The following is a 19,385-nucleotide window of genomic DNA, read 5'->3' on the forward strand; positions in this document are numbered from 1 at the left end:
ATCCCGAGCGCCCAGTGCCCACCTTGAAGCCCTCGGCCTGGACTGGGTCCACCGGGGCGCTGCGGATCGTGGGGTGCCACTCACCAGTAGCGAGTGTGGCGACACCGGGCTGGGAGCTAGCAGCCTTTGATGTCGTCGGCGCCGCCCGCCTCGCTCGACGAGCGTTGGCTTGGCCGGCTTCAGTCGTTCGTGCCGAGGGCTTCGAGGTGGCCCGCGAAGCTGCCGGTCAGGCTAGCCAGCACGGCTTTGCCCTTGCCCGCAGTGGCAAAGGACGGAAAGCCGATCACGCCGGATGCGGTGTACGCCCTCATGCCCTGGACCAGGAGGAAGGGGCGGGGGCCGCCGTCATGGTCGGCATTGGCGTTTCCGTCGCGCACGAGCTCTGGGACAGCGGGCAGGAGGATGGAGGTCTCGATCTCGCCTGCGTGCATGTCGGCATGGCGGTCGGAGATCAGGTCCGCGTGATCGCGTGCTCGGTCCCAGTCGGCGCTGAGCGGGAAGAGGGAGACGACGGGGCCGTCGACGTTGGCTTCCTGCACGATGTTCGACAGGACGTAGTTGCCGCCGTGGCCGTTGACGATCACGAGCTTGGTGATGCCAGAGCGCGCGAGGGAGCCCCGGATGTCGTCGATCATGGCGTACAGGGTTTTCGCGCTAATGCTGACGGTGCCAGGGAACGCGGCGTGCTCGTGGCTGCACGACATCGTGATCGGCGGGAGCAGGTGCACGGGGTACGCGCTGGCGATCTCCTGGCCGATGATGCAGGCGATCGCCGTGTCGGTGATCAGTGGGAGGTAGCGGCCGTGCTGTTCGAAAGAGCCGACGGGGAGCACGGCGACGCGTGGCTGCTGGTCCTGGACGTCTGTGCTGGTGGCGGTCGGCAGCAGGTTCACGGCACTCCCTAGGGGTCGACTACGGGGCGGCTCTCTTTAACGTGTCGAGCTCCCTGTTCAGCTCAGAAACTTCCACCAGTTTGCGCCAGGGCGCAAGGTGGGGTTGAAGCCGGTACAGCTCGTTCAGGATGCGTGCCGAGCCTGTCCGTTGGGCGATTCCCAGTGCTTGCTTGGCGGCCTGGTGGGCCCCTTCCACGTCTTCGAGGAGGGCGTTGGCCGTGGCGAGGCGTGCGAGGCACAGACCGCGGTCCCGTTCTTGTACGGCGGGCCAGTGGCTGAGGCTCTCCTGGTAGATCTCCGCTGCCTGGCCTGGCCGTTCCAGGCGGACGTTGCAGTTCGCGGCTTCTATTTCGATGTAGGCCATGGAGGCGTACCCGGGGTCAGCGTCATCTCCTCTGGAGGCGGCAGCGAGAGCTTGGTCGATCGCGCGGTCGGGCTCGGCCGCTTCGCCGAGCCCTGCCTTGCTGTTGGCGAGCTGGCGCAGCACGACCGCATGGACTCGCGGAGAGAGTTGTGCGGCGTAGCGGAGCGCGGCGCTGGCAAGGCCGGCGCCGTGCCCTGCGTGCCCCGCCTCGGTGGCGATGTTGCTACATCGCTGGAACAGGTAGGCGATCAGCATGGGGTCACCCAGCTCCTGGGCGTATTCCATGGCGAGGCTGGTCCATCGCATGGCTTCGTCTGAGTGGCCCGTGTCCTGATGCAACCACCCGAGGAACTCGGTGTACCGAGCGCTGATGCGCAGGACGTCCTCGGGTAAGGGTCCATAGGCGTGTTGGCACATCTGCTCGATGAGGGGCATCTGGCTCTGCACAGGTGCCATCAGGAACTGGGGACCTACAAGCGGTTCGGCCTGGGCGTGCTGGTCGAGGATGGAGGTCAGGTACCTCAGCATCTCCGGGCTGATAGGTACGGGAATCTTCGTCCGGAGTGCGCCCGCCGGTGGATGAGGTGGCTGGCTCTCCAGGAGGACCCCTGGCTCCGGGAAGCCGAGCTCCTCGTTCGTTGCTTGGTACGCCTCGCGGAAGAGGGGCTGGTGGTCCGCGCTCACTGGTCGTCGACCGTTCTCGTACATGGAGACGAGCGTCTTCCAGCTGGCAGGGCTGGGCGACTCGACGTCGAGGCGCTCGGCAGTGGCGACGAGAGCCTCGATGAGGTCGCCCTGCATCCACCCGCGGCTTAGCCGCGCTGTCTGGAGCCTGCTCTTGGACTTCATCGCTCCCCCGAAGCACGTCGCGGCCCGCCCTCTCTCACTATGCGGCCAAGGCGGCGTCTGACGTGGGGAGTTAACAGTTAACAGCTGGTCTTGTTAACCCCGTCCACTGACCGATGGCCGGGAGTCGGGCCTACTTGGCGCAAGCACGGCGGCGGAGCTCCTCCGCCGGCAGCGATCTACGTCCGGTCTGCTTCGGAAGGGCTCCGAGCAGTGACAGCACGAGTGGGAGCAATAAGGGTGGAAACCGACTCTCGAACGTCTCGGGCAACATCGACCTTGGTCTCCAGGCCTCCGACTGTCAGCTGTGTCGAGGAGCCGACTGGACGAGCTGCCGCTCGTCCAGGCCTCCCCGCCACCCGTAGGCACAACCTCGTGGTGGTCGGCTTCGACGAGATCGTCGCCAACAAGTACCTGCCCTGTATCAGGGACGCTGTCGAGGCCGGCTACGTCGACTCGTACTCCGTCATCGACCTGGACTCGGAGAGGTCGACGATCGAGGAACGCATACAGGGCGTCGACCTGAAGCCTCGGGAGGTCATCTACCTTCCGGACTCAGGCCACGGTCCGACCGTGCAGCGGGATCAGCCGGAGCTGATCGGAGCCGCCCTTAGGCAACTTCGTCTGCCCGAGCTGCCTATGAAGGTGTACATCGCGACCGAGGTGCGGGCGCACGAAGCGTATCTGCGCTACTGCGTTGAGAACGGCATCGATTCGCTGGTGGAGAAGCCGGTCCTGGCTCCGCTGGTGGACGGCCGGTTCGCTCCGTACCGGATCACGGAGGTCATGCAGGAGCTCATCGCTCAGGCCGGCCGTACCGGTGCCAAGCACTCCGTGATGACGCTGAGCCGGTATCACCGCATCTACAACGGGGAGTTGCTCCGCTCGCTCGAAGAGCGGGTGCGGGACTGGCAGGCCCCCGTCATGTCCTTCCACCTGCGAGCCGCCGGTGGCGTATGGAACCTCCAGCACGAGTACGAGTCACGGCATGATCACCCCTACCGGTACGGCTACGGGATGGTGATGCACGGCGCGTACCACTACATCGATCTCGCCGTGCAGTGTCTGTCCCTCAACAAGCTCGTGTTTCCCGACCGCCGCTTCAGGCTCGAAGTCAGCTCGTTCGGTGCCTTCCCGACCGACCAGCAGCTCCGGATCCCGAAGCCGGCCGCCAGCCGGTTCGAGGACGGGCACCCGCGCTGGCCGGACGCCGAGAGCCTGGCGCGTTCCTTCGGCGAGACGGACATCACCACAACGTTTTGGCTGGTCGACATCGAGTCGGATCGGACACTGACCGTCGGAACGCTGTCCTTCGAACAGACGACGCCGTCCATCTGCAGCTGGCAGGACCTTCCGGAGGACGTCTACAACAAGAACGGGCGCACTTCCAGCGTCGACCTCAAGCGCAGCTGTCGACCCTCTACTCCGCACACGTCCACTGCTACGACGTGCCCCGCGGGCACAACGCGGACAAGATCGATGCCTTCGCTCGGCTGACCACGAGGGCGAACGCCTCTTTGCTAGCCGCTCGGCCTCGAAGGGGTCCTCTGCCTGGGCTGCGGCCTCATCCAGTGCGGTGCAGAAGGTCCGGATCTCTCCTGCAGCTCGCCACTGTTCCAGCGCAGTGCCGAAGTGCTCGGCACGAGCCGCGTCCACCGCCTTGATCGAAGCCACGCCGACCGCGGCCTCCCACTCCCGCTGGGCGCGCTCCTGCCGCTCGGCCTCCAGTCGGCGGTTCTCAGCTGCTTGCCGTTCCCGCTCGTCCTGCTGTCGGCGCTGTTCGGCCTCCCGCTCCAGACGGGCCCGTTCCTGCTCATCGGCCCGAGTTCTCAGCGCCCGTAGTACCGAACCGATCTGGTCCTCAAGCGGCTTCCTCTCGGTGTCGGCCCACTCCTTCTTCCAGCCGTACTGGTAGCCCTGTTGCTGGGCGAGGACCATCTCCAGTTCCCCGGATGGCTCGAACCGTTGCGCCGGGACGACTCGCTGCCAGTCGTACGTGCGGCGGCCCGCAGGCTTGGGCACGTATCGGACCTGCTTCTGCCGTTCCTTGAAGGTGATCTCGTACGTCCGGCCATGGATCGTGAGCAGCGGTCTCGGCTGCCTGCGCTTCTTGGACACCGCGAGATCCCCGTGGAGAGGGAGGGCCTGCTCGGAGATGAGGCGGAGCAGGGACAGCACACGCGGCAGGACCCCCTCGGAGATCTCGAAGGCGCTGTGGTCCGCGGTCAGGGCTGAGAGGACCTCGTCCACATCGGTGATCACCCGACTGCGCGCCAGACGGATCCGGTTCCACTCCGTGTCGTCCTCGCCAGTCACCCGGAGCAGGCCCAGGAAGAAGTCCCCCTTGGTCCGCCCGCTGTACTTCAGGTGGTACCCGGCAGGCGCACACTGGCGAGCCGCGTCGAATGCCCTTCGGTAGCGGGCTCGCTCCTCCTCGTTCGGGTCGGGGACGCGCAGGAAGCGGCTGGCCTGCTGCACCTCGGTGATCAGCGCCCGTCCGATGTCGGCCGGAGAGGGCCGTGGGGTTCTGGTGATGCGCTGTGCCGGGGGCTTCTGTTCGACAGCGGCCTTCTGCTCAGGGCGGTCGGATTCCTGCTTCTTCGGTCCGGACGTGGTTGCCGCGCGAGACTTTCGTGGTGCCGGCTCGGGCCTGTTGGGGTGATGGCCGTGCTGGAGGTAGAAGCGCCCGACCTCGGTGATCTCCGCCCGCCACCTCCCGTCCTCCTTGGGCATGGCGATGTGCCCCCGTTCCTTCAGCGCTCTGGCGGTGAGGGCGAGTTCGGGTGTGTCTGACGTGACAGGTTCGACGCCTTCACTGATCCGGGTCAGGAGTGCGAGCTGGCGATCGTTGAGGGGTGACCAACGGTGCATGGTCTCGGTGGTACCGGCCGCGTGCAGCCCCGCACAAGCGGAATCGTGATTCGGCTGGAAATCATCGCATTAGCTGACACTGCGTCGGGGAGAGATGAGCGAGTCATCACCGACAGTGAAGAGGGGGTTGCATGCGGCGGAGGGCCGAGACGGACAAGGCACTCAGTCAACTCGACGTCATACGACGCACACTTGAGGACCCTGCTACGGGTCTGAGTGCGCTCTACGTGACGGTGGACCAGACACGCCAGAAGGTCCTCGAAGCAGTGGCGCAAGGCACGATGGGCCTGCGCGAGGAGAACCGTGAGCTCCGGCGGCGGCAGGAACGGATCCTTACCGACCTGGCGGAGGTGCGGAGCGGTCTGGAGGCCCTGGGCCGGCGCCTGGAAGAGAGCATCCAGGCGGTACCGCTGGTGCCGCCTCAGGTGGCGAGCGCCTTGGTGGCCGACGCTCCGGCCACCACCGAGTCCGTTGTGCAGCCGCCCGCTGGGCCGGACCCGGCCGAGCCCGAGGTACTCGGAGAGCCGGCCGAGCTGACCGAACGATCCGACGGGAAGGAACCCCGCGTGTTGGAAGAAGTCCGCAATGCCCACGGTCATGGGAACACGGCAGGAAAGCCGGAGACCGGGCCGCACCTGACGCCTGTCGCGGAGCCGGTCCAGGAGCCCGCTCAGGCCGACCAGGAGGACCAGCGCGCCCACCTGCAGTGCCTCCTGTCGGCTGCCGCGATCGCCTCCGCGACGCTGATCTGTCACCGGGAGACGTGGGACTTCATCGCAGAGCACACCAGTGGGCACACCCACTTCCGGCTCCCCGAGCGGATCGACGACACGGATGGCGGCCGGGTCGAGGCATCCCTCTCGGGAAGGTCGCTGCTCGCCGTGCTCACCACGATGTGGAAGGTGACCCGGGAACACGAGGGCGGCTCAACGTCGTCCGGTGGTGGAGACCAGGACCTGGCCACGTGGGCGCTCGCCGCGGCCGTCTACCGCAGGACGGCTCTCGCGGTCGACCACGTGACGCATCTGGCCGAGAAGGAGAACGGCCCCGCCTTGATCGTCCTCGACGACCGGAGCACGCGCACGACTGCCCTGGACCCCGGCGCCGCCGCTGCCTGACCGGCTCCCCGGGGAGCCGGATTCCGAGGTCGGCTCCCAGATGGCTTCCAAGACAGGCCGGTAAACGCAGGAAGGGCCTGATCCGCAGTGCGGATCAGGCCCTTGACCTGGTCTTACGAAGTCGGGGTGGCGGGATTTGAACCCACGACCTCTTCGTCCCGAACGAAGCGCGCTGCCAAGCTGCGCTACACCCCGATCGCCGCCTTGCAGCGCTTGCTGCCTGGCGACATCGATTACTTTAGCGGACCTCTCGCCGGAGACGAAATCCGGTTTTCGCGGAGCGGTCGCGGGGCCAGGGGTGGCGTCGGGCGCAAGCGGTCCGCAGTGACCAGGGCGAGGCCGAGCGCGTAGAAGGCCGCGCCCAGGACCAGCGCGTTCAGGGTCACCTGGGCGTAGCCGTACCGGGCCGCGTCGATGAAGGGGTACGTGTACCGGCGCGCGGTGCCCGGGGCGAGCAGGGCGCCGCGGACCAGCGCGAAGGTCACGTACGTCAGCGGGTACGCCAGCCACAACGCGGCGTGGCGCGGGCGCAGGGTGCGCGGCGTCGTGAGGAGGAGGAAGTCCAGGAGGGCGCCGGCCGGGGTGACCGTGTGGAGGAGCTGGTTGGCCACGGCCTTGGCGCCGGTCAGCCGGTCGAGGTCGGCGACCACGTTGAAGGGACTCGACGGGTTGGCGAGGACCAGGTGGAAGACGAGCCCGGTGATCAGGATGAAGAGGAGGACACCGCCCCGGTAGAGGGGAGCGACGTCGGGCCGGCGCCGCCAGGCCCGCTCGGCGGACAGGCCGAGGACGACCGCGACCAGGATGTTCGTCCAGATCGTGAAGTAGCTCAGGACGACGGGCACGCTCCCGTACGCGCACTCGATGACCAGCCCCACCACGGCCGCGGCGCAGACCAGGGCGCGGAACACCACCGGGACGAGGCGCGACGGGGTGGTCATCCCGGCAGCGTATTACCCCTTCGGGGTCAGCGTCAGGAGCGTCGCCTCCGGCGGGCACGCGAAGCGGACCGGGGTGAACCGGTTGGTGCCGCAGCCGGCCGAGACGTGCAGGTACGCGCGATTGCCCTCCGCCTCGTGCGTGGAGAGCCCCTTCACCCGCTTCGTGTCCAGGTCGCAGTTGGTGACGAGCGCCCCGTAGAAGGGGATGCACAGCTGCCCGCCGTGGGTGTGGCCCGCGAGGATCAGCGGGTACCGGTCGGCCGTGAAGGACTCCAGGACGCGCAGGTACGGGGCGTGCACCACCGCCATCGAGAAGTCCGCGTCCGCCTCCGGGCCGCCGGCGACGCTCGCGTAGCGGTCCCGTTTGATGTGCGGGTCGTCGAGCCCGGTGAAGGCCAGCTCCAGGCCGTCCAGCTTCAGCCGCGCCCGGGTGTTGGTGAGGTTCAGCCAGCCGGCCGCGTCGAAGGCGTCCCGCATCTCCTCCCACGGGTTGTGGACGGCGCCGACGACCGGCTTGTTGCCGTTCAGCCCGTGCCGGCCCTGGGTCCGCTCGATCAGGTAGCGCCCGGGGTTGCGCAGCCTCGGTCCGTAGTAGTCGTTCGACCCGAAGACGTACACGCCCGGGAAGGACATCAGGGGACCGAGCGCGTCGAGCAGCTCGGGGATGCCCTCGGTGTCGGAGAGGTTGTCGCCGGTGTTCACGACGAAGTCGGGGCGCAGCCCGGCCAGGGACTGCAGCCAGGCACGTTTCTTGCGCTGTCCGCCGACCATGTGGATGTCGGACACCTGGAGCACGCGCAGCGGGCGCATCCCCTGGGGAAGTACAGGCACCGTGACCCGGCGCAGGCGGAAGGAACGCGCCTCGAAACCGGCGGCATAGGCCACACCCGCGGCCCCGACCGCAGCGATTCCGGCAGCCGCCTTCAGGGGTACTCCGTAACGCGCACGCATGGACCCATCGTCGCAGACCGGGAAAACCAGTGAGCGCCACTGCCCCCGCACCTGGCAGACTCACCTGCATGACCACGCTCAAGGCCAAGCTCCAGGAAGACCTCACGACCGCCATCAGGGCGCGCGACGAGCTCCACTCGTCCACGCTGCGCCTGACCCTCTCCGCCATCACCAAGGAGGAGGTCGCGGGCAAGGAGGCACGTGTGCTCTCCGACGAGGAAGTCCTCAAGGTGATCGCCAAGGAGGCGAAGAAGCGCCGCGAGGCCGCGGACGCCTTCGCCCAGGGCGGCCGTCCCGAGCAGGCTGCGCGCGAGACCGCGGAGGGCGAGTTCCTCGACACCTACCTGCCCAAGCAGCTCAGCGACGACGAGCTCGTCGCGATCGTGGCGCAGGCCGTCGCCGAGGCCAAGGCCGCGGGTGCCGAGGGGCCGCGTGCCATGGGTGCCGTCATGAAGATCGTGAACCCGAAGGTCGCCGGGCTTGCGGAGGGCGGACGCGTCGCCGCCGTCGTCAAGCAGCAGCTCTCGTAGGACCGAGAAGCGCAAAGGGGGAGGGCCCCGGCCGGTGTCGGCCGGGGCCCTCCCCCCTTTTGCATGTCGTGCCGTGCGGCGATCGCTGATCGCTGATCGGTCATCGCCGGCCGCCACCGGTCAGTCGCGGCCGCCGATCACGCCGCCGGTGTTCGGGTCGATCGAGATCCCGGGGAACGGGGGCTGCGGCTCGACGTCGCCCGTGGCACCCGTGGCACCTCCGTTGTTCCCGCCGTTCTGACCGCCGTTCTGACCACCGGGCCGGCCGCCGGGCTTGCCGTCACCGCCGGGCTTGCCGGGCCGGGTCGGGGTCGTCGGCGGCTTGTTGCCGCGCGGGCCGCCGGAGGGGACGGTCGGCTCCGGGATGCCGACCGTGATGAAGTTCCCCGACTCGCGGCCGGAGAGCGCGCCGCTGACCGCGTCCTTCCAGATGGGGCCGGGCAGACCGCCACCGAAGACCTTCTCGAAGGGCTTGCCGCCGATCACGATGTTCTCCATCGTGATCTTCTTCGCGCCGCCCGAGCCGACCCACACCGCGCCGGAGACGTTCGGCGTGTAGCCGACGAACCAGGCGTTGTAGCGGGAGTCCGTCGTACCGGTCTTGCCGGCGCTGTCGCGGTCGCTCAGACCGGCGCGCTCACCGGTACCGGAGTCGACCACTCCGCGCAGCAGGGTGTTGATGGTGTCGGCCGTCTCGGTGGACATCGCCCGGTCGCACTTGGACTTCGGCACGGCGAGCGCCTTGCCGTGCGCGTCGGTGATCGACTCGATGGCGACGGGCGTGCAGTAGACACCGCGGTTGGCGAAGGTCGCGTACGCGTTGGCCATCGTCAGCGGGGAGAGCTCGGCGGAGCCCAGTGCGATCGACGGGGCCTCGGGGAGCTTGGAGCCGTCGGCCGGGACCACGCCGAGCTTCTGCGTCATCTCCGTGACCGGGCAGAGGCCGATCTCGCCGATCATCTCGACGAAGTACGTGTTGATGGACTTCTCCATCGCCGTCCGCAGCGCGTACGGCCCGATCTCGTCCTCGGTCTCGTTCTTCGCCGTCTGGATCTTGCCGTCGATCGGCAGGTTCAGCCACTGCGTGCCGTCGCACTTGGAGATCGGCGTCGGATAGTCGATCTTGTTCGGCGCCTGGTACACCTTGGTCGCCGGCATGCCCCGCTCTATGGCGGCCGCCGCGATGAACGGCTTGAAGGTCGAGCCGACCTGGAAGCCGAAGTTCGAGCCGCCCATCCGCTTGTCCACGGAGTAGTTGATCTGCGTCTCGTTCTTCCCGAAGCCGTACGGCTTGGACTGACCCATCGCCAGCACCCGGCCGGTGCCCGGCTGGACCATGGTCACAGCCGTCGCGATCGAGTCCTCCTGGTAGACGTGGTCCTGGATCGACTCGTTGGCCGCGTCCTGCGACTGCGGGTCCAGGGTGGTGCGTACCGTCAGGCCGCCCTGGTTCCAGACCTTCGCCCGGTCCTCACGCGTCTTGCCGAAGGCCGGGTCGGTCAGGAACGAGTTGCGCACGTAGTCGCAGAAGAAGCCCGCGCCCTTCTTGGCGGTGATGCAGCCGTTCTTCGGCTTGGTCACCTTGAGGGTGAGCGGCTTGGCCTTCGCCGCGTCGGCCTCGGCCTGCGAGACGTCCTTGGTGTCGGCCATCCGCTGCAGGACGATGTTGCGGCGCTTCGTCGCCTCCTGTGCGTCGTTCACCGGGTCGTACCGGCTCGGCGACTGCACGACGCCCGCGAGCATCGCGGACTCCTCCAGCGTCAGGTCCTTGGCGGGCTTGCTGAAGTAGCGCTGGGCGGCGGATTCGATTCCGTACGCCTGCTGCCCGAAGTAGGTGATGTTGAGGTAGTTCTCGAGGATCTTCTTCTTCCCGAGCTCCTCCTCGACCTGGATCGAGTACTTCAGCTCGCGGATCTTGCGGCCGAGGCTCTTCTCCTGGGCCTCGCGCACCTTGGTCTCGTCGTCGCCGGCCTCTTCGACGAACACGTTCTTCACGTACTGCTGGGTGAGCGTCGAAGCACCCTGTGCCGCGCCGCCTTCCTGTGCGTTGCGGTTGACCGCGCGCAGGATGCCCTTGAGGTCGACCGCACCGTGCTCGTAGAAACGCGAGTCCTCGATGGCGACGATCGCCTTCTGCATGTACGGGGAGATCGCCGTGAGCGGGACCACCTGCCGGTCGCGCGAATAGACCGTGGCGATCGTGCCACCCTCGGCGTCCAGAATCGTGGTCCGCTGGCTCAGCGGCGGAGTCTTGAGATTGGCCGGAATCTCGTCGAATCCCTCGACCGTCCCCTTGGCCGCCAGACCCAGGGCGCCTGTGGCCGGAATCGCCATGCCGGCCAGTACAACCCCGGAGAGGACGGACACTCCGAGGAACTTGGCGGCCTGCTGGCTCCCCGTGAGCCCGCCGCCCGAGCGCTTCTTTCCCATAGGGGGCAGCCTAATCCGTTGTTAGCGGCATTCCGCGAGACCAGGGGTCTGTCGGGATGTTCGAGTACCAGACCGTGACATCCAAGGGCAGCCGGGCTGTTAAGGCCTCAACGTAGACCGGGTGCGCGGTTGTGGTGCTCAGGGTGGTGGCGGCCAGGCGGGCGCTGAAGGGAATGCCTCCGAGAGACCGGGTCCTGGAGACCTCGGCCAAGATCGGCGACCTTCAGCGTTTGCCTGACCGCCACCACCCGCTTCGAGCACCGTTGGTGTTTGTGGTGCGAGCCCGCCGCGCGGCGACCTCTTGATACGCCCGAGCTTTCTGAGCTCCTGCTGAGACCGAGGCCCGTGGGGTGAGCTGGCGTCACGAACGGCTAGTGAGGTGGCGGACCGGCCCTTGTGCCGAGTCCTGGGATTAGGTCGCTGCGTGGCCCGCATGAGCTCGTGACCAGCGCAAACACCGAAATCTGGCGGAGGGAATCTTGATCTACTGCGGAATCGACTGGGCAGAACGAACCCACGACGTCGCCTTGGTCAACGACACCGGCCAGCTGCTGGCCAAGCGGCGCATCACCGACGACGCGGCCGGCTACAAGATCCTGCTGGAACTGCTCGCCGAGTACGGCGACACCGCCGAGGACCCGATCCCGGTCGCGATCGAGACCTCCCGCGGCCTGCTGGTCGCAGTCCTGCGGACCGGCAAGCGCAAGGTGTTCGCCATCAACCCCATGGCCGCCGCCCGCTACCGCGACCGACACAGCGTCTCGCGCAAGAAGTCAGACCCCGGCGACGCCTTGGTCCTAGCCAACATCCTGCGCACCGACATGCACGCGCACCGGCCCGTGCCCGACGACTCGGACCTCGGCCGCGCGATCGCCGTCCTGGCCCGAGCACAGCAAGACTCTCTGTGGAACCGGCAGCAGCTCGCCAACCAGCTCCGTTCCCTGCTGCGTGAGTACTACCCCGCCGCCCTGGCCGCCTTCGCGGCCTGGACCAACGGCCTGTGCCGCCCCGAAGCCCGCGAACTCCTCAAGACCGCGCCGACCCCGACCAGGGCCGCACGTCTGACCCGCACCCAGATCCAGGCTGCCCTCAAGCGCGCCGGCCGCCAGCGCGGCATCGAAGCCGAAGCCGAGCGTCTCCGCGAGGTCTTCAGAGACGAATGGGCCCACCAGCCGCCGTTGGTTGAGGATGCGCTCGGCAAGCAGATGCTCGCCCTCCTCATCCAGCTTGATGCGGCCTGCACCGCCGCAGACCAGCTCGCCGAAGCGGTGGAAGAAGCCTTCCCCCAGCACCCGGACGCCGAGGTCCTGCTGAGCTTCCCCGGCCTCGGAATCCAGCTCGCTGCCCGAGTTCTTGCCGAGATCGGAGACGACCGCGCCCGTTTCGCTGATGCCCGCGGCCTTAAGGCCTACGCCGGTTCCTCACCCATCACGCGAGCCTCGGGCAAGAAGTCCGCCATCACCAGACGGTGGGTGAAGAACGACCGGCTCAACCACGCCGGCTACCTCTGGGCCTTCGCCTCCCTGAGGGCATCGACCGGCGCCAACGCGCACTACCGGCGCCGACGCGAAGAAGGCGACTGGCACGCAGCCGCCCAGCGCAACCTGTTCAACCGCATGATCGGCCAGCTCTACCACTGCCTTCAGCACCACAAGCTGTTTGACGAGCAGTCCGCGTTCCCGGCACCGTCGTCGGCAGAAGCACAAGCGGCGTGACCTGGGAAGAAGCCTTGCTCACGGTGGCGCCGGCGACCGATCATTCGAACATGAGACCCGAAGTGCAGACGTTCGTTGATGACGGCCCGCTCCCCGACTGGGACGCGAGCGAAGAAGAGATCGACAGGCGTGACCAGCAGCTCCGCGCGATCGCCAAGCCGGTCACTAGGGACGAGGCGCAGGCTCTCGTCTCCTGCTTCGGCCCGGACGACTGCTACGGCGTGGCCTGGACCCTGCTACACCTCATCGAGACCGGCCCGAATCCCGTGCTGACCAGCAAGCCCGCATCTGGCGCAAACGAGTGGCACCAGCGCCTCTACGACCGCGCCGTGTTCGGAGGCCTCATCCCCTGAACTTGACGGCATAACAACGTGAGGTGTCTACGTTCTCATTCGCCGGACACACGCGAATGCCTTGGCCTAAGCTGACCCCAACTGTCACAGCAGTGTGGTGCGACATCAACCCCTCGGCTTGATTTTCACCCTTCCCGAATGGGGTGGACACATGTCCGAATCTTGCCCCTCTGCTGAACTGGAACCGACGATTACACCCGAATTGCCGCAATGGTCGGGCATGTCGCCGGATCACTCCGTCGGGTGATCTGCCGCTTACCCATAGTCCGTTCGGACCATTCAAGATTGGGCCCGTCGGGGGTGTTGCACTGTGCCCGCCTTCCGTAACGTCCTCAACTGGCAGCGGTGAATATGCCGCTACCGCCGTGGGGGAGCCTCGATTCGGGAGAGGACGGCGCCGGGATGGGCTGGGTTACCGACTGGAGTGCGCAGGCAGCCTGCCGCACTACCGATCCGGATGAACTATTCGTTCAAGGAGCGGCACAGAACAGGGCCAAGGCGGTGTGCACCGGATGTCCGGTGCGGACCGAGTGCCTGGCCGACGCGCTCGACAACCGTGTCGAGTTCGGCGTATGGGGCGGAATGACCGAGCGGGAACGGCGTGCGCTGCTGCGCCGGCGTCCCACCGTCACCTCGTGGCGACGGCTGCTCGAAACCGCACGTACGGAGTACGAGCGCAGTACGGGCATCCTCACCATGGATGCAGACGCGGAGATCGACGTGTCGTACGAGACATACGCGGCAGCCGGGTAGATCACACGGCCGCCACGACGTACGAACGCCTACGCTCCGGCCGGTACCCCGGCCGCGAGTCGTTCTCCGATGGCCCGTAGCCCGGCGAGGTCGTGCACATCGCCGGGCAGGGCGGCCACCTCCGCCACCGCCACCTCGGGGTGCAGTGAGGTGAAGCGATCGCGTGTGCGCTGTTCACGCGCGATCACCTGCATTCGTTCGGCGTGCAGGCGCAGCAGGCCTGCCGTGATCCGGTCGACGACCGCGGTATCGCCTTCGGTGCCGGGGGAGTCTGTCTCGGGAGGGTGTGCGGTCGGGGTGGTCCGTGTGCTGTGTGCGGTCTGCGCAGTCTCGGCGGACCCGGCGGTCTCCGCGGTTCCCTTGGGTTCCGCGCCCGGGTCACGAAGTCCAGCTTTCCCGGACTCCTGATCGACAATGCCGCCTTCTTCAAGATTCTCTGCGGCGGCCAACGCCCGCTCGGCGGACAGCTGGTCGGCGCCACTGCCGTGCACCCGGTTCAGTACGAGACCGGCCAGCGGCATGCTCTCCGCGGCCAGCCGTTCCACGAAGTACGCCGCCTCGCGCAGGGCGTCCGCCTCGGGCGCGGCGACCACCAGGAAGGCCGTGCCGGGAGCCTGGAGCAGCCGGAAGGTCGCGTCCGCGCGCGTGCGGAAGCCGCCGAACATCGTGTCCATCGCGGCCACGAAGGTCTGGACGTCCTTCAGCAGCGAGGCCCCCATCAGCTTGCTGAGGGTGCCGGTCATCATCGACATGCCGACATTCAGGAACTTCATCCCGGCCCGGCCGCCCACCTTCGCCGGAGCCATCAGCACCCGGATGAACTTCCCGTCCAGGAAGGACCCGAGCCGTTTCGGCGCGTCCAGGAAGTCCAGCGCGGACCGGCTCGGCGGAGTGTCGACGATGATCAGGTCCCAGTCGTCCCGGGCCCGCAGCTGCCCCAGCTTCTCCATCGCCATGTACTCCTGCGTGCCCGCGAAGCCGGCCGACAGCGACTGGTAGAAGGGGTTGGCGAGGATGGCCTTGGCCCGCTCGCCGTCCGCGTGCGCCTCGACGATCTCGTCGAAGGTCCGCTTCATGTCCAGCATCATGGCGTGCAGTTCGCCGTCCCCCGCCCCTACGGTCTCCACCTTCCGCGGGGTGTTGTCCAGCGAGTCGATCCCCATCGACTGCGCGAGCCGCCGCGCCGGGTCGATGGTGAGCACGACCGCCTTGCGCCCGCGCCCGGCCGCCCGTACGCCGAGCGCCGCGGCCGTGGTGGTCTTGCCGACCCCGCCCGCCCCGCAGCACACGATGATCCGGGTCTCCCGGTCGTCCAACAGCCGGTCGACCGCCAGCCGCGGCGGAGTGTCCATGCTCACGGTGTCCACCCCCTCGCTCATTCGGCCACCGACTGCTTCCGCAATTCCTTGGCCAGCGCGTACAGCCCGGCCAGATCCATCCCCGCGCCGAGCAGGGGCAGTTCGTACGTCGGCAGGTCCAGCCCCGCCAGTACGGCGCGCTGCGCGCGCTCCAGCTCCACCCGGCTCGCGTGCTCGGCCGCCTGGGTGAGCAGCGGGTCCACCAGCCGCTCGGCCAGCCCGCCGCGGCGTGCCCCGCCGAGGCCCGCCCGGGACAGCGACTTCGCCACCTCGGCGCGGTGGTCGCCGGCCGCGGTGCGCAGGGTGTCCTCGTCCAGATGGTGCGGCCGGACCATGTTGACGACGACCCGCCCGACGGGCAGTCCGGCCCCGCGCAGTTCCTCGATGCCGTCCGCGGTCTCCTGGACGGGCATCTCCTCCAGGAGGGTGACCAGGTGCACGGCCGTCTCGGGGGACTTGAGGACCTTCATGACGGCCTGGGCCTGGTTGTGGATCGGCCCGAACCGGGCCAGGCCCGCCACCTCGTCGTTGACGTTCAGGAACCGGGTGATCCGCCCGGTCGGCGGCGCGTCCATGATCACGTGGTCGTAGACGTACCGGCCGGACCTGTCCTTGCGCCGCACCGCCTCGCAGGCCTTGCCGGTCAGCAGCACGTCGCGCAGCCCGGGAGCGATGGTCGTCGCGAAGTCGATGGCGCCGAGCTTCTTGAGCGCGCGGCCGGCCGAGCCGAGCTTGTAGAACATCTGGAGGTAGTCCAGCAGCGCCCGTTCGGCGTCGATGGCGAGCGCGTAGACCTCACCGCCCCCGCCGGGCGCCACGGCGATCTTCCGTTCCTCGTAGGGAAGTGCCTCGGCGCCGAAGAGCTGCGCGAGCCCCTGCCTGCCCTCGACCTCCACCAGAAGAGTCCGGCCGCCCTCGCGTGCGAGGGCAAGCGCGAGTGCTGCGGCGACCGTGGTCTTGCCGGTGCCGCCCTTGCCGCTGACCACCTGGAGCCTGCTCACAGCGTCCGAGCCTAATTCCTCGGGTTCGACTCCGGTGGTGCCGGGTGGTTCTGCCGGAGTGTTCGGGGGTGAGCTCCGTTACGTCCGCGCCGGATGGGCCCGGTCCGGATCCGGTCGGGGTCCGGTCGGAGTCCGTGCCCGGGTCCGTGCCGGAGTCCGTGCCCGGGTCCGTGCCGGGGCGGTCCGGCGCCTGCCCGGGTGAGGTGCCCGACCGTCGGTTCCGGGGGCGGCATGCGCCCCGCACGACAGGCACTACCCTCGCTCCCATGACCAAGAAGTTCGAATATGCGACGGTCCCCCTGCTGGTTCACGCCACCAAGCAGATCCTGGACACCTGGGGCGAGGACGGCTGGGAGCTCGTCCAGGTCGTGCCCGGCCCGAACAACCCCGAGCAGCTCGTGGCCTACCTCAAGCGGGAGAAGGCATGAGCGCGGTAGAGGCGAAGCTGGCCGAGCTCGGCCTGACGCTCCCGGGCGTCGTCCCGCCGCTGGCCGCGTACCAGCCCGCCGTGCGGTCGGGCTCGTACGTCTTCACCGCGGGGCAGCTCCCGATGGTCAAGGGCAGCATGCCGATCACGGGCAAGGTCGGCGCCGAGGTCTCGGCGGAGCAGGCCAAGGAGCTGGCGGCGATCTGCGCGCTGAACGCGCTGGCCGCCGTCAAGTCCGTCGTCGGTGACCTCGACAAGATCGCGCGTGTCGTGAAGGTCGTCGGCTTCATCGCCTCCGCCCCCGACTTCACGGCCCAGCCGGGCGTGCTGAACGGTGCGAGCGAGCTGCTGGGCGAGGTCCTCGGCGAGAAGGGCGTCCACGCCCGCAGCGCGGTCGGCGTGGCGGTCCTGCCGCTGGACGCGCCCGTCGAGGTCGAGATCCAGGTGGAACTGGTCGCCGGAGCCTGACCTCCCGCTTCCGCCGGGACGGGCCGGGTCGCGCACCGCGCGATTCCCGGCCCGTCCCGCGTGGTGCCTCCGGGGGCCGGATCGCCTGTGCCAGCCACGCGTGCCGGCCACCTGTGCCGGCCACCCGTGCCGGCCCCGCGTGTCGGCCACCGGGACGGGTGACCCTCGAACATCGGGCCGGATGGCCGTAGCATCCGGCCATGCCGAATGGTCAGCATGGTCAGCAGCAGCCCCCCGCCGGAGGCCAGTGGTACCCGCCGGAGTGGCCCGACCGCATCCGCGCGCTCGCGGACGGCTCGCTCGTCCCGGTGGAGCCGCGGCGCGCCGCCACCGTGATGCTCCTGCGCGACACGCCCGACGGTCCCGCCGTGCACATGCTGCGCAGGCGGGCCTCCATGGCCTTCGCCGGGGGCGCGTACGCCTATCCGGGCGGCGGGGTCGATCCCCGCGACGAGGAGCACCAGGTCGGCTGGGCGGGCCCCTCCCGGGAGGACTGGGCGGCCCGGCTCGGGACCGACCCCCTCACCGCCCAGGCCATCGTCTGCGGCGCCGTACGGGAGACCTTCGAGGAGGCGGGCGTCCTGCTCGCCGGACAGACCCCGGACGAGATCGTCGGTGACACCACCGGAGACGACTGGGAGGCCGACCGGCAGGCCCTCGTGGCGCGGGAGCTGTCCTTCGCGGAGTTCCTCGACCGCCGAGGCCTGAGGCTGCGCTCCGACCTGCTCGGGGCCTGGGCGCGCTGGATCACCCCCGAGTTCGAGCCGCGCCGCTACGACACCTGGTTCTTCGTCGCCGCCCTCCCCGAGGGCCAGCGCACCCGCAACGCCTCCACCGAGGCCGACCGGACCGTGTGGATCCGCCCGGCCGACGCGGCCGCCGGATACGACAAGGGCGAGCTGCTGATGATGCCGCCGACCATCTCCACGCTGCGGTCGCTGGAGCCGTACCGGAGCGCCGGGGGCGCGCTCGCCGCCGCGGCCGAGCAGGACCTCGCCCCGGTGCTGGCCCGGGCCACGCTGGAGGACGGCGAGCTGGTGCTCAGCTGGCCGGGGCACGACGAGTTCACCAAGCGCGTCCGCCCCGGAGGTCCCGCAGGTCCCGCAGGTCCCGTCGCCCCCGCAGGTACTGCCGATCCTGCTGGTCCCGCCGATCCCGCTGGTCCCGGAGGTCCCGCATGACCGACGCCGCCGCTCTGCCCGGACAGCCCCGCGGAGTCGTCACCTCCGGGCCCGCGACCGCCCGCGCGGTGAACGTCCTGGCTCCCAACGCCTCCGCGATGACCCTCGACGGCACCAACACCTGGCTGGTGTCCGAGCCCGGATCCGACCTCGCCGTCGTGATCGATCCCGGCCCGCTGGACGACATACACCTGCGGGCGGTCATCGCCACCGCCGAACAGGCGGGCAAGCGGATCGCCCTCACCCTGCTCACCCACGGCCACCCGGACCACGCCGAGGGCGCGGGCCGCTTCGCCGAGCTCACCCGTACGAAGGTCCGCGCCCTGGACCCGGCACTGCGCCTCGGCGACGAGGGCCTGGCCGCCGGGGACGTGATCCGGACGGGCGGGCTGGAGCTGCGCGTGGTGCCGACCCCCGGCCACACCAGCGACTCGCTCTGCTTCCACCTGCCCGCCGACCGGGCCGTGCTGACCGGCGACACCATCCTGGGCCGCGGCACCACCGTCGTCGCCCACCCCGACGGCCGCCTCGGCGACTACCTGGACTCCCTGCGCCGCCTGCGCTCGCTCACGGTGGACGACGGGGTGCACACCGTCCTGCCGGGCCACGGGCCGGTCCTGGAGGACGCGCAGGGCGCCGTCGAGTACTACCTCGCCCACCGCGCGCACCGGCTCGCCCAGGTCGAGACCGCCGTCGAGAACGGCTGCCTGACCCCGGAAGCGGTCGTTGCCCAGGTCTACGCGGACGTGGACCGCTCCCTGTGGCCGGCCGCGGAATGGTCCGTCCGGGCGCAGCTGGAGTACCTTCAAGATCACGGACTGATCCCGGGAGGGCCCGAATGAACACCGTGTTCTTGCTGGTCATGCTGGTTGCGACGGCCGGTTGGATCACCTCGACGGTGACCCTCCGGGTGCAGAGCCTCCAGAACAAGGCGGACCGCATGGAACGCCGCCTGGCCCTGGTGCTGGACCACTTCGGCATCGAGGAGCCGGAGCCGGCCGGGATGGACGAGGTACGGGCCCATCTGAGGGCCGACCGGCGGATCTCGGCGATCAAGGAGTACCGCCGGATCACCGGCGCGGGCCTGGCGGAGGCCAAGCTGGCCGTCGACGCCCTCGCCGAGGCCGAGCAGGCCTGAGCCGGCCGCGGGGGCGCCTGAGCCGTCCCGCGGCCGTCCCGCGGAGC

At 69.0% G+C, this 19,385-nt stretch carries 18 protein-coding genes and 1 tRNA gene; 11 read left to right on the top strand and 8 right to left on the bottom strand.

What is annotated here, in order from left to right:
* Positions 1 to 179 precede the first annotated feature (179 nt).
* Complete coding sequence (locus ACFY0D_RS01650; protein ID WP_390796434.1) at positions 180 to 893, bottom strand: creatininase family protein; 714 nt, start codon at positions 891 to 893, stop codon at positions 180 to 182.
* A 19-nt stretch (positions 894 to 912) separates the two neighbouring features.
* Positions 913 to 2,106: a hypothetical protein gene (locus tag ACFY0D_RS01655; protein ID WP_390796435.1), complete on the bottom strand. Its 1,194-nt coding sequence runs from the start codon at positions 2,104 to 2,106 to the stop codon at positions 913 to 915.
* Positions 2,107 to 2,481: 375 nt separating this feature from the next.
* Between ACFY0D_RS01655 and ACFY0D_RS01660 the strand changes: the two genes are divergently transcribed.
* Positions 2,482 to 3,600 (top strand): hypothetical protein, encoded by a 1,119-nt coding sequence (locus ACFY0D_RS01660; RefSeq protein ID WP_390796436.1) that lies wholly within the window; start codon positions 2,482 to 2,484, stop codon positions 3,598 to 3,600.
* A 1,505-nt stretch (positions 3,601 to 5,105) separates the two neighbouring features.
* Positions 5,106 to 6,092 (top strand): hypothetical protein, encoded by a 987-nt coding sequence (locus ACFY0D_RS01665; protein WP_390796437.1) that lies wholly within the window; start codon positions 5,106 to 5,108, stop codon positions 6,090 to 6,092.
* 121 nt (positions 6,093 to 6,213) lie between these two features.
* Here the strand turns inward: ACFY0D_RS01665 and ACFY0D_RS01670 are convergent.
* The 3 genes from ACFY0D_RS01670 to ACFY0D_RS01680 all read right to left on the bottom strand — a co-directional run bounded on the left by ACFY0D_RS01670 (position 6,214) and on the right by ACFY0D_RS01680 (position 7,984).
* A tRNA-Pro gene (locus ACFY0D_RS01670) sits at positions 6,214 to 6,287 on the bottom strand.
* Positions 6,288 to 6,325: 38 nt separating this feature from the next.
* Positions 6,326 to 7,033, bottom strand: coding sequence for a Pr6Pr family membrane protein (locus ACFY0D_RS01675; RefSeq protein WP_390796438.1), 708 nt, complete (start codon positions 7,031 to 7,033; stop codon positions 6,326 to 6,328).
* Between the two features lie 12 nt (positions 7,034 to 7,045).
* The gene (locus ACFY0D_RS01680) at positions 7,046 to 7,984 is read right to left on the bottom strand and encodes a metallophosphoesterase (protein WP_189743864.1); all 939 of its coding nucleotides are present in this window, start codon (positions 7,982 to 7,984) and stop codon (positions 7,046 to 7,048) included.
* Positions 7,985 to 8,052: 68 nt separating this feature from the next.
* On the opposite strand from ACFY0D_RS01680, the gene ACFY0D_RS01685 reads away from it, so the two are divergent.
* The gene (locus tag ACFY0D_RS01685; RefSeq protein ID WP_301368518.1) at positions 8,053 to 8,514 is read left to right on the top strand and encodes a GatB/YqeY domain-containing protein; all 462 of its coding nucleotides are present in this window, start codon (positions 8,053 to 8,055) and stop codon (positions 8,512 to 8,514) included.
* 120 nt (positions 8,515 to 8,634) lie between these two features.
* Here ACFY0D_RS01685 and ACFY0D_RS01690 read toward each other — a convergent pair whose 3' ends face one another.
* Positions 8,635 to 10,944 (bottom strand): transglycosylase domain-containing protein, encoded by a 2,310-nt coding sequence (locus ACFY0D_RS01690; protein WP_390796439.1) that lies wholly within the window; start codon positions 10,942 to 10,944, stop codon positions 8,635 to 8,637.
* 479 nt (positions 10,945 to 11,423) lie between these two features.
* Here ACFY0D_RS01690 and ACFY0D_RS01695 point away from each other — a divergent pair, with 479 nt between their 5' ends.
* The 3 genes from ACFY0D_RS01695 to ACFY0D_RS01705 all read left to right on the top strand — a co-directional run bounded on the left by ACFY0D_RS01695 (position 11,424) and on the right by ACFY0D_RS01705 (position 13,765).
* Positions 11,424 to 12,659, top strand: a complete 1,236-nt coding sequence (locus ACFY0D_RS01695) for an IS110 family transposase (RefSeq protein ID WP_390796440.1) — start codon at positions 11,424 to 11,426, stop codon at positions 12,657 to 12,659.
* A gap of 50 nt (positions 12,660 to 12,709) precedes the next feature.
* Positions 12,710 to 13,012, top strand: coding sequence for a hypothetical protein (locus ACFY0D_RS01700; protein WP_328789435.1), 303 nt, complete (start codon positions 12,710 to 12,712; stop codon positions 13,010 to 13,012).
* Positions 13,013 to 13,414: 402 nt separating this feature from the next.
* Positions 13,415 to 13,765 carry a WhiB family transcriptional regulator gene (locus ACFY0D_RS01705; RefSeq protein WP_030009547.1) on the top strand — a complete coding sequence of 117 codons (351 nt, stop codon included), beginning with the start codon at positions 13,415 to 13,417 and terminating at the stop codon, positions 13,763 to 13,765.
* Between the two features lie 29 nt (positions 13,766 to 13,794).
* Here the strand turns inward: ACFY0D_RS01705 and ACFY0D_RS01710 are convergent, their stop codons facing one another.
* Together ACFY0D_RS01710 and ACFY0D_RS01715 are read right to left on the bottom strand one after the other, a co-directional pair.
* Entirely contained in the window at positions 13,795 to 15,117 is a 1,323-nt protein-coding gene (locus ACFY0D_RS01710) for an ArsA family ATPase (RefSeq protein WP_390796575.1), read from the bottom strand.
* Positions 15,118 to 15,140: 23 nt separating this feature from the next.
* Positions 15,141 to 16,124 (bottom strand): ArsA family ATPase, encoded by a 984-nt coding sequence (locus tag ACFY0D_RS01715; RefSeq protein ID WP_390796441.1) that lies wholly within the window; start codon positions 16,122 to 16,124, stop codon positions 15,141 to 15,143.
* 266 nt (positions 16,125 to 16,390) lie between these two features.
* Between ACFY0D_RS01715 and ACFY0D_RS01720 the strand changes: the two genes are divergently transcribed.
* The 5 genes from ACFY0D_RS01720 to ACFY0D_RS01740 all read left to right on the top strand — a co-directional run bounded on the left by ACFY0D_RS01720 (position 16,391) and on the right by ACFY0D_RS01740 (position 19,338).
* Positions 16,391 to 16,552: a DUF4177 domain-containing protein gene (locus tag ACFY0D_RS01720; RefSeq protein WP_007264966.1), complete on the top strand. Its 162-nt coding sequence runs from the start codon at positions 16,391 to 16,393 to the stop codon at positions 16,550 to 16,552.
* Positions 16,549 to 17,019: a RidA family protein gene (locus tag ACFY0D_RS01725; protein ID WP_030726704.1), complete on the top strand. Its 471-nt coding sequence runs from the start codon at positions 16,549 to 16,551 to the stop codon at positions 17,017 to 17,019. Before ACFY0D_RS01720 ends, ACFY0D_RS01725 begins: the two co-directional genes overlap by 4 nt.
* Positions 17,020 to 17,219: 200 nt before the next feature.
* Positions 17,220 to 18,200 (top strand): NUDIX hydrolase, encoded by a 981-nt coding sequence (locus tag ACFY0D_RS01730; RefSeq protein WP_390796442.1) that lies wholly within the window; start codon positions 17,220 to 17,222, stop codon positions 18,198 to 18,200.
* Positions 18,197 to 19,042: an MBL fold metallo-hydrolase gene (locus ACFY0D_RS01735; RefSeq protein WP_030726710.1), complete on the top strand. Its 846-nt coding sequence runs from the start codon at positions 18,197 to 18,199 to the stop codon at positions 19,040 to 19,042. The genes ACFY0D_RS01730 and ACFY0D_RS01735 overlap by 4 nt, the downstream gene beginning before the upstream one ends.
* A complete protein-coding gene (locus ACFY0D_RS01740) occupies positions 19,039 to 19,338 on the top strand; it encodes a hypothetical protein (RefSeq protein WP_390796443.1) in 300 nt (99 codons plus the stop codon). Before ACFY0D_RS01735 ends, ACFY0D_RS01740 begins: the two co-directional genes overlap by 4 nt.
* Positions 19,339 to 19,385: the final 47 nt, after the last annotated feature.

It is taken from the genome of Streptomyces sp. NPDC001502, assembly GCF_042894785.1.
Lineage (GTDB): Bacteria > Actinomycetota > Actinomycetes > Streptomycetales > Streptomycetaceae > Streptomyces > Streptomyces kutzneri.

Excerpts from the sequence above, each read along its gene's own strand:
- ACFY0D_RS01655 (WP_390796435.1), bottom strand. The coding sequence starts at position 2,106 with ATGAAGTCCAAGAGCAGGCTCCAGACAGCGCGGCTAAGCCGCGGGTGG.
- ACFY0D_RS01665 (WP_390796437.1), top strand. The coding sequence starts at position 5,106 with ATGCGGCGGAGGGCCGAGACGGACAAGGCACTCAGTCAACTCGACGTC.
- ACFY0D_RS01675 (WP_390796438.1), bottom strand. The coding sequence starts at position 7,033 with ATGACCACCCCGTCGCGCCTCGTCCCGGTGGTGTTCCGCGCCCTGGTC.
- ACFY0D_RS01680 (WP_189743864.1), bottom strand. The coding sequence starts at position 7,984 with ATGCGTGCGCGTTACGGAGTACCCCTGAAGGCGGCTGCCGGAATCGCT.
- ACFY0D_RS01685 (WP_301368518.1), top strand. The coding sequence starts at position 8,053 with ATGACCACGCTCAAGGCCAAGCTCCAGGAAGACCTCACGACCGCCATC.
- ACFY0D_RS01690 (WP_390796439.1), bottom strand. The coding sequence starts at position 10,944 with ATGGGAAAGAAGCGCTCGGGCGGCGGGCTCACGGGGAGCCAGCAGGCC.
- ACFY0D_RS01700 (WP_328789435.1), top strand. The coding sequence starts at position 12,710 with ATGAGACCCGAAGTGCAGACGTTCGTTGATGACGGCCCGCTCCCCGAC.
- ACFY0D_RS01705 (WP_030009547.1), top strand. The coding sequence starts at position 13,415 with ATGGGCTGGGTTACCGACTGGAGTGCGCAGGCAGCCTGCCGCACTACC.
- ACFY0D_RS01710 (WP_390796575.1), bottom strand. The coding sequence starts at position 15,117 with ATGGACACTCCGCCGCGGCTGGCGGTCGACCGGCTGTTGGACGACCGG.
- ACFY0D_RS01720 (WP_007264966.1), top strand. The coding sequence starts at position 16,391 with ATGACCAAGAAGTTCGAATATGCGACGGTCCCCCTGCTGGTTCACGCC.
- ACFY0D_RS01725 (WP_030726704.1), top strand. The coding sequence starts at position 16,549 with ATGAGCGCGGTAGAGGCGAAGCTGGCCGAGCTCGGCCTGACGCTCCCG.
- ACFY0D_RS01730 (WP_390796442.1), top strand. The coding sequence starts at position 17,220 with ATGCCGAATGGTCAGCATGGTCAGCAGCAGCCCCCCGCCGGAGGCCAG.
- ACFY0D_RS01735 (WP_030726710.1), top strand. The coding sequence starts at position 18,197 with ATGACCGACGCCGCCGCTCTGCCCGGACAGCCCCGCGGAGTCGTCACC.
- ACFY0D_RS01740 (WP_390796443.1), top strand. The coding sequence starts at position 19,039 with ATGAACACCGTGTTCTTGCTGGTCATGCTGGTTGCGACGGCCGGTTGG.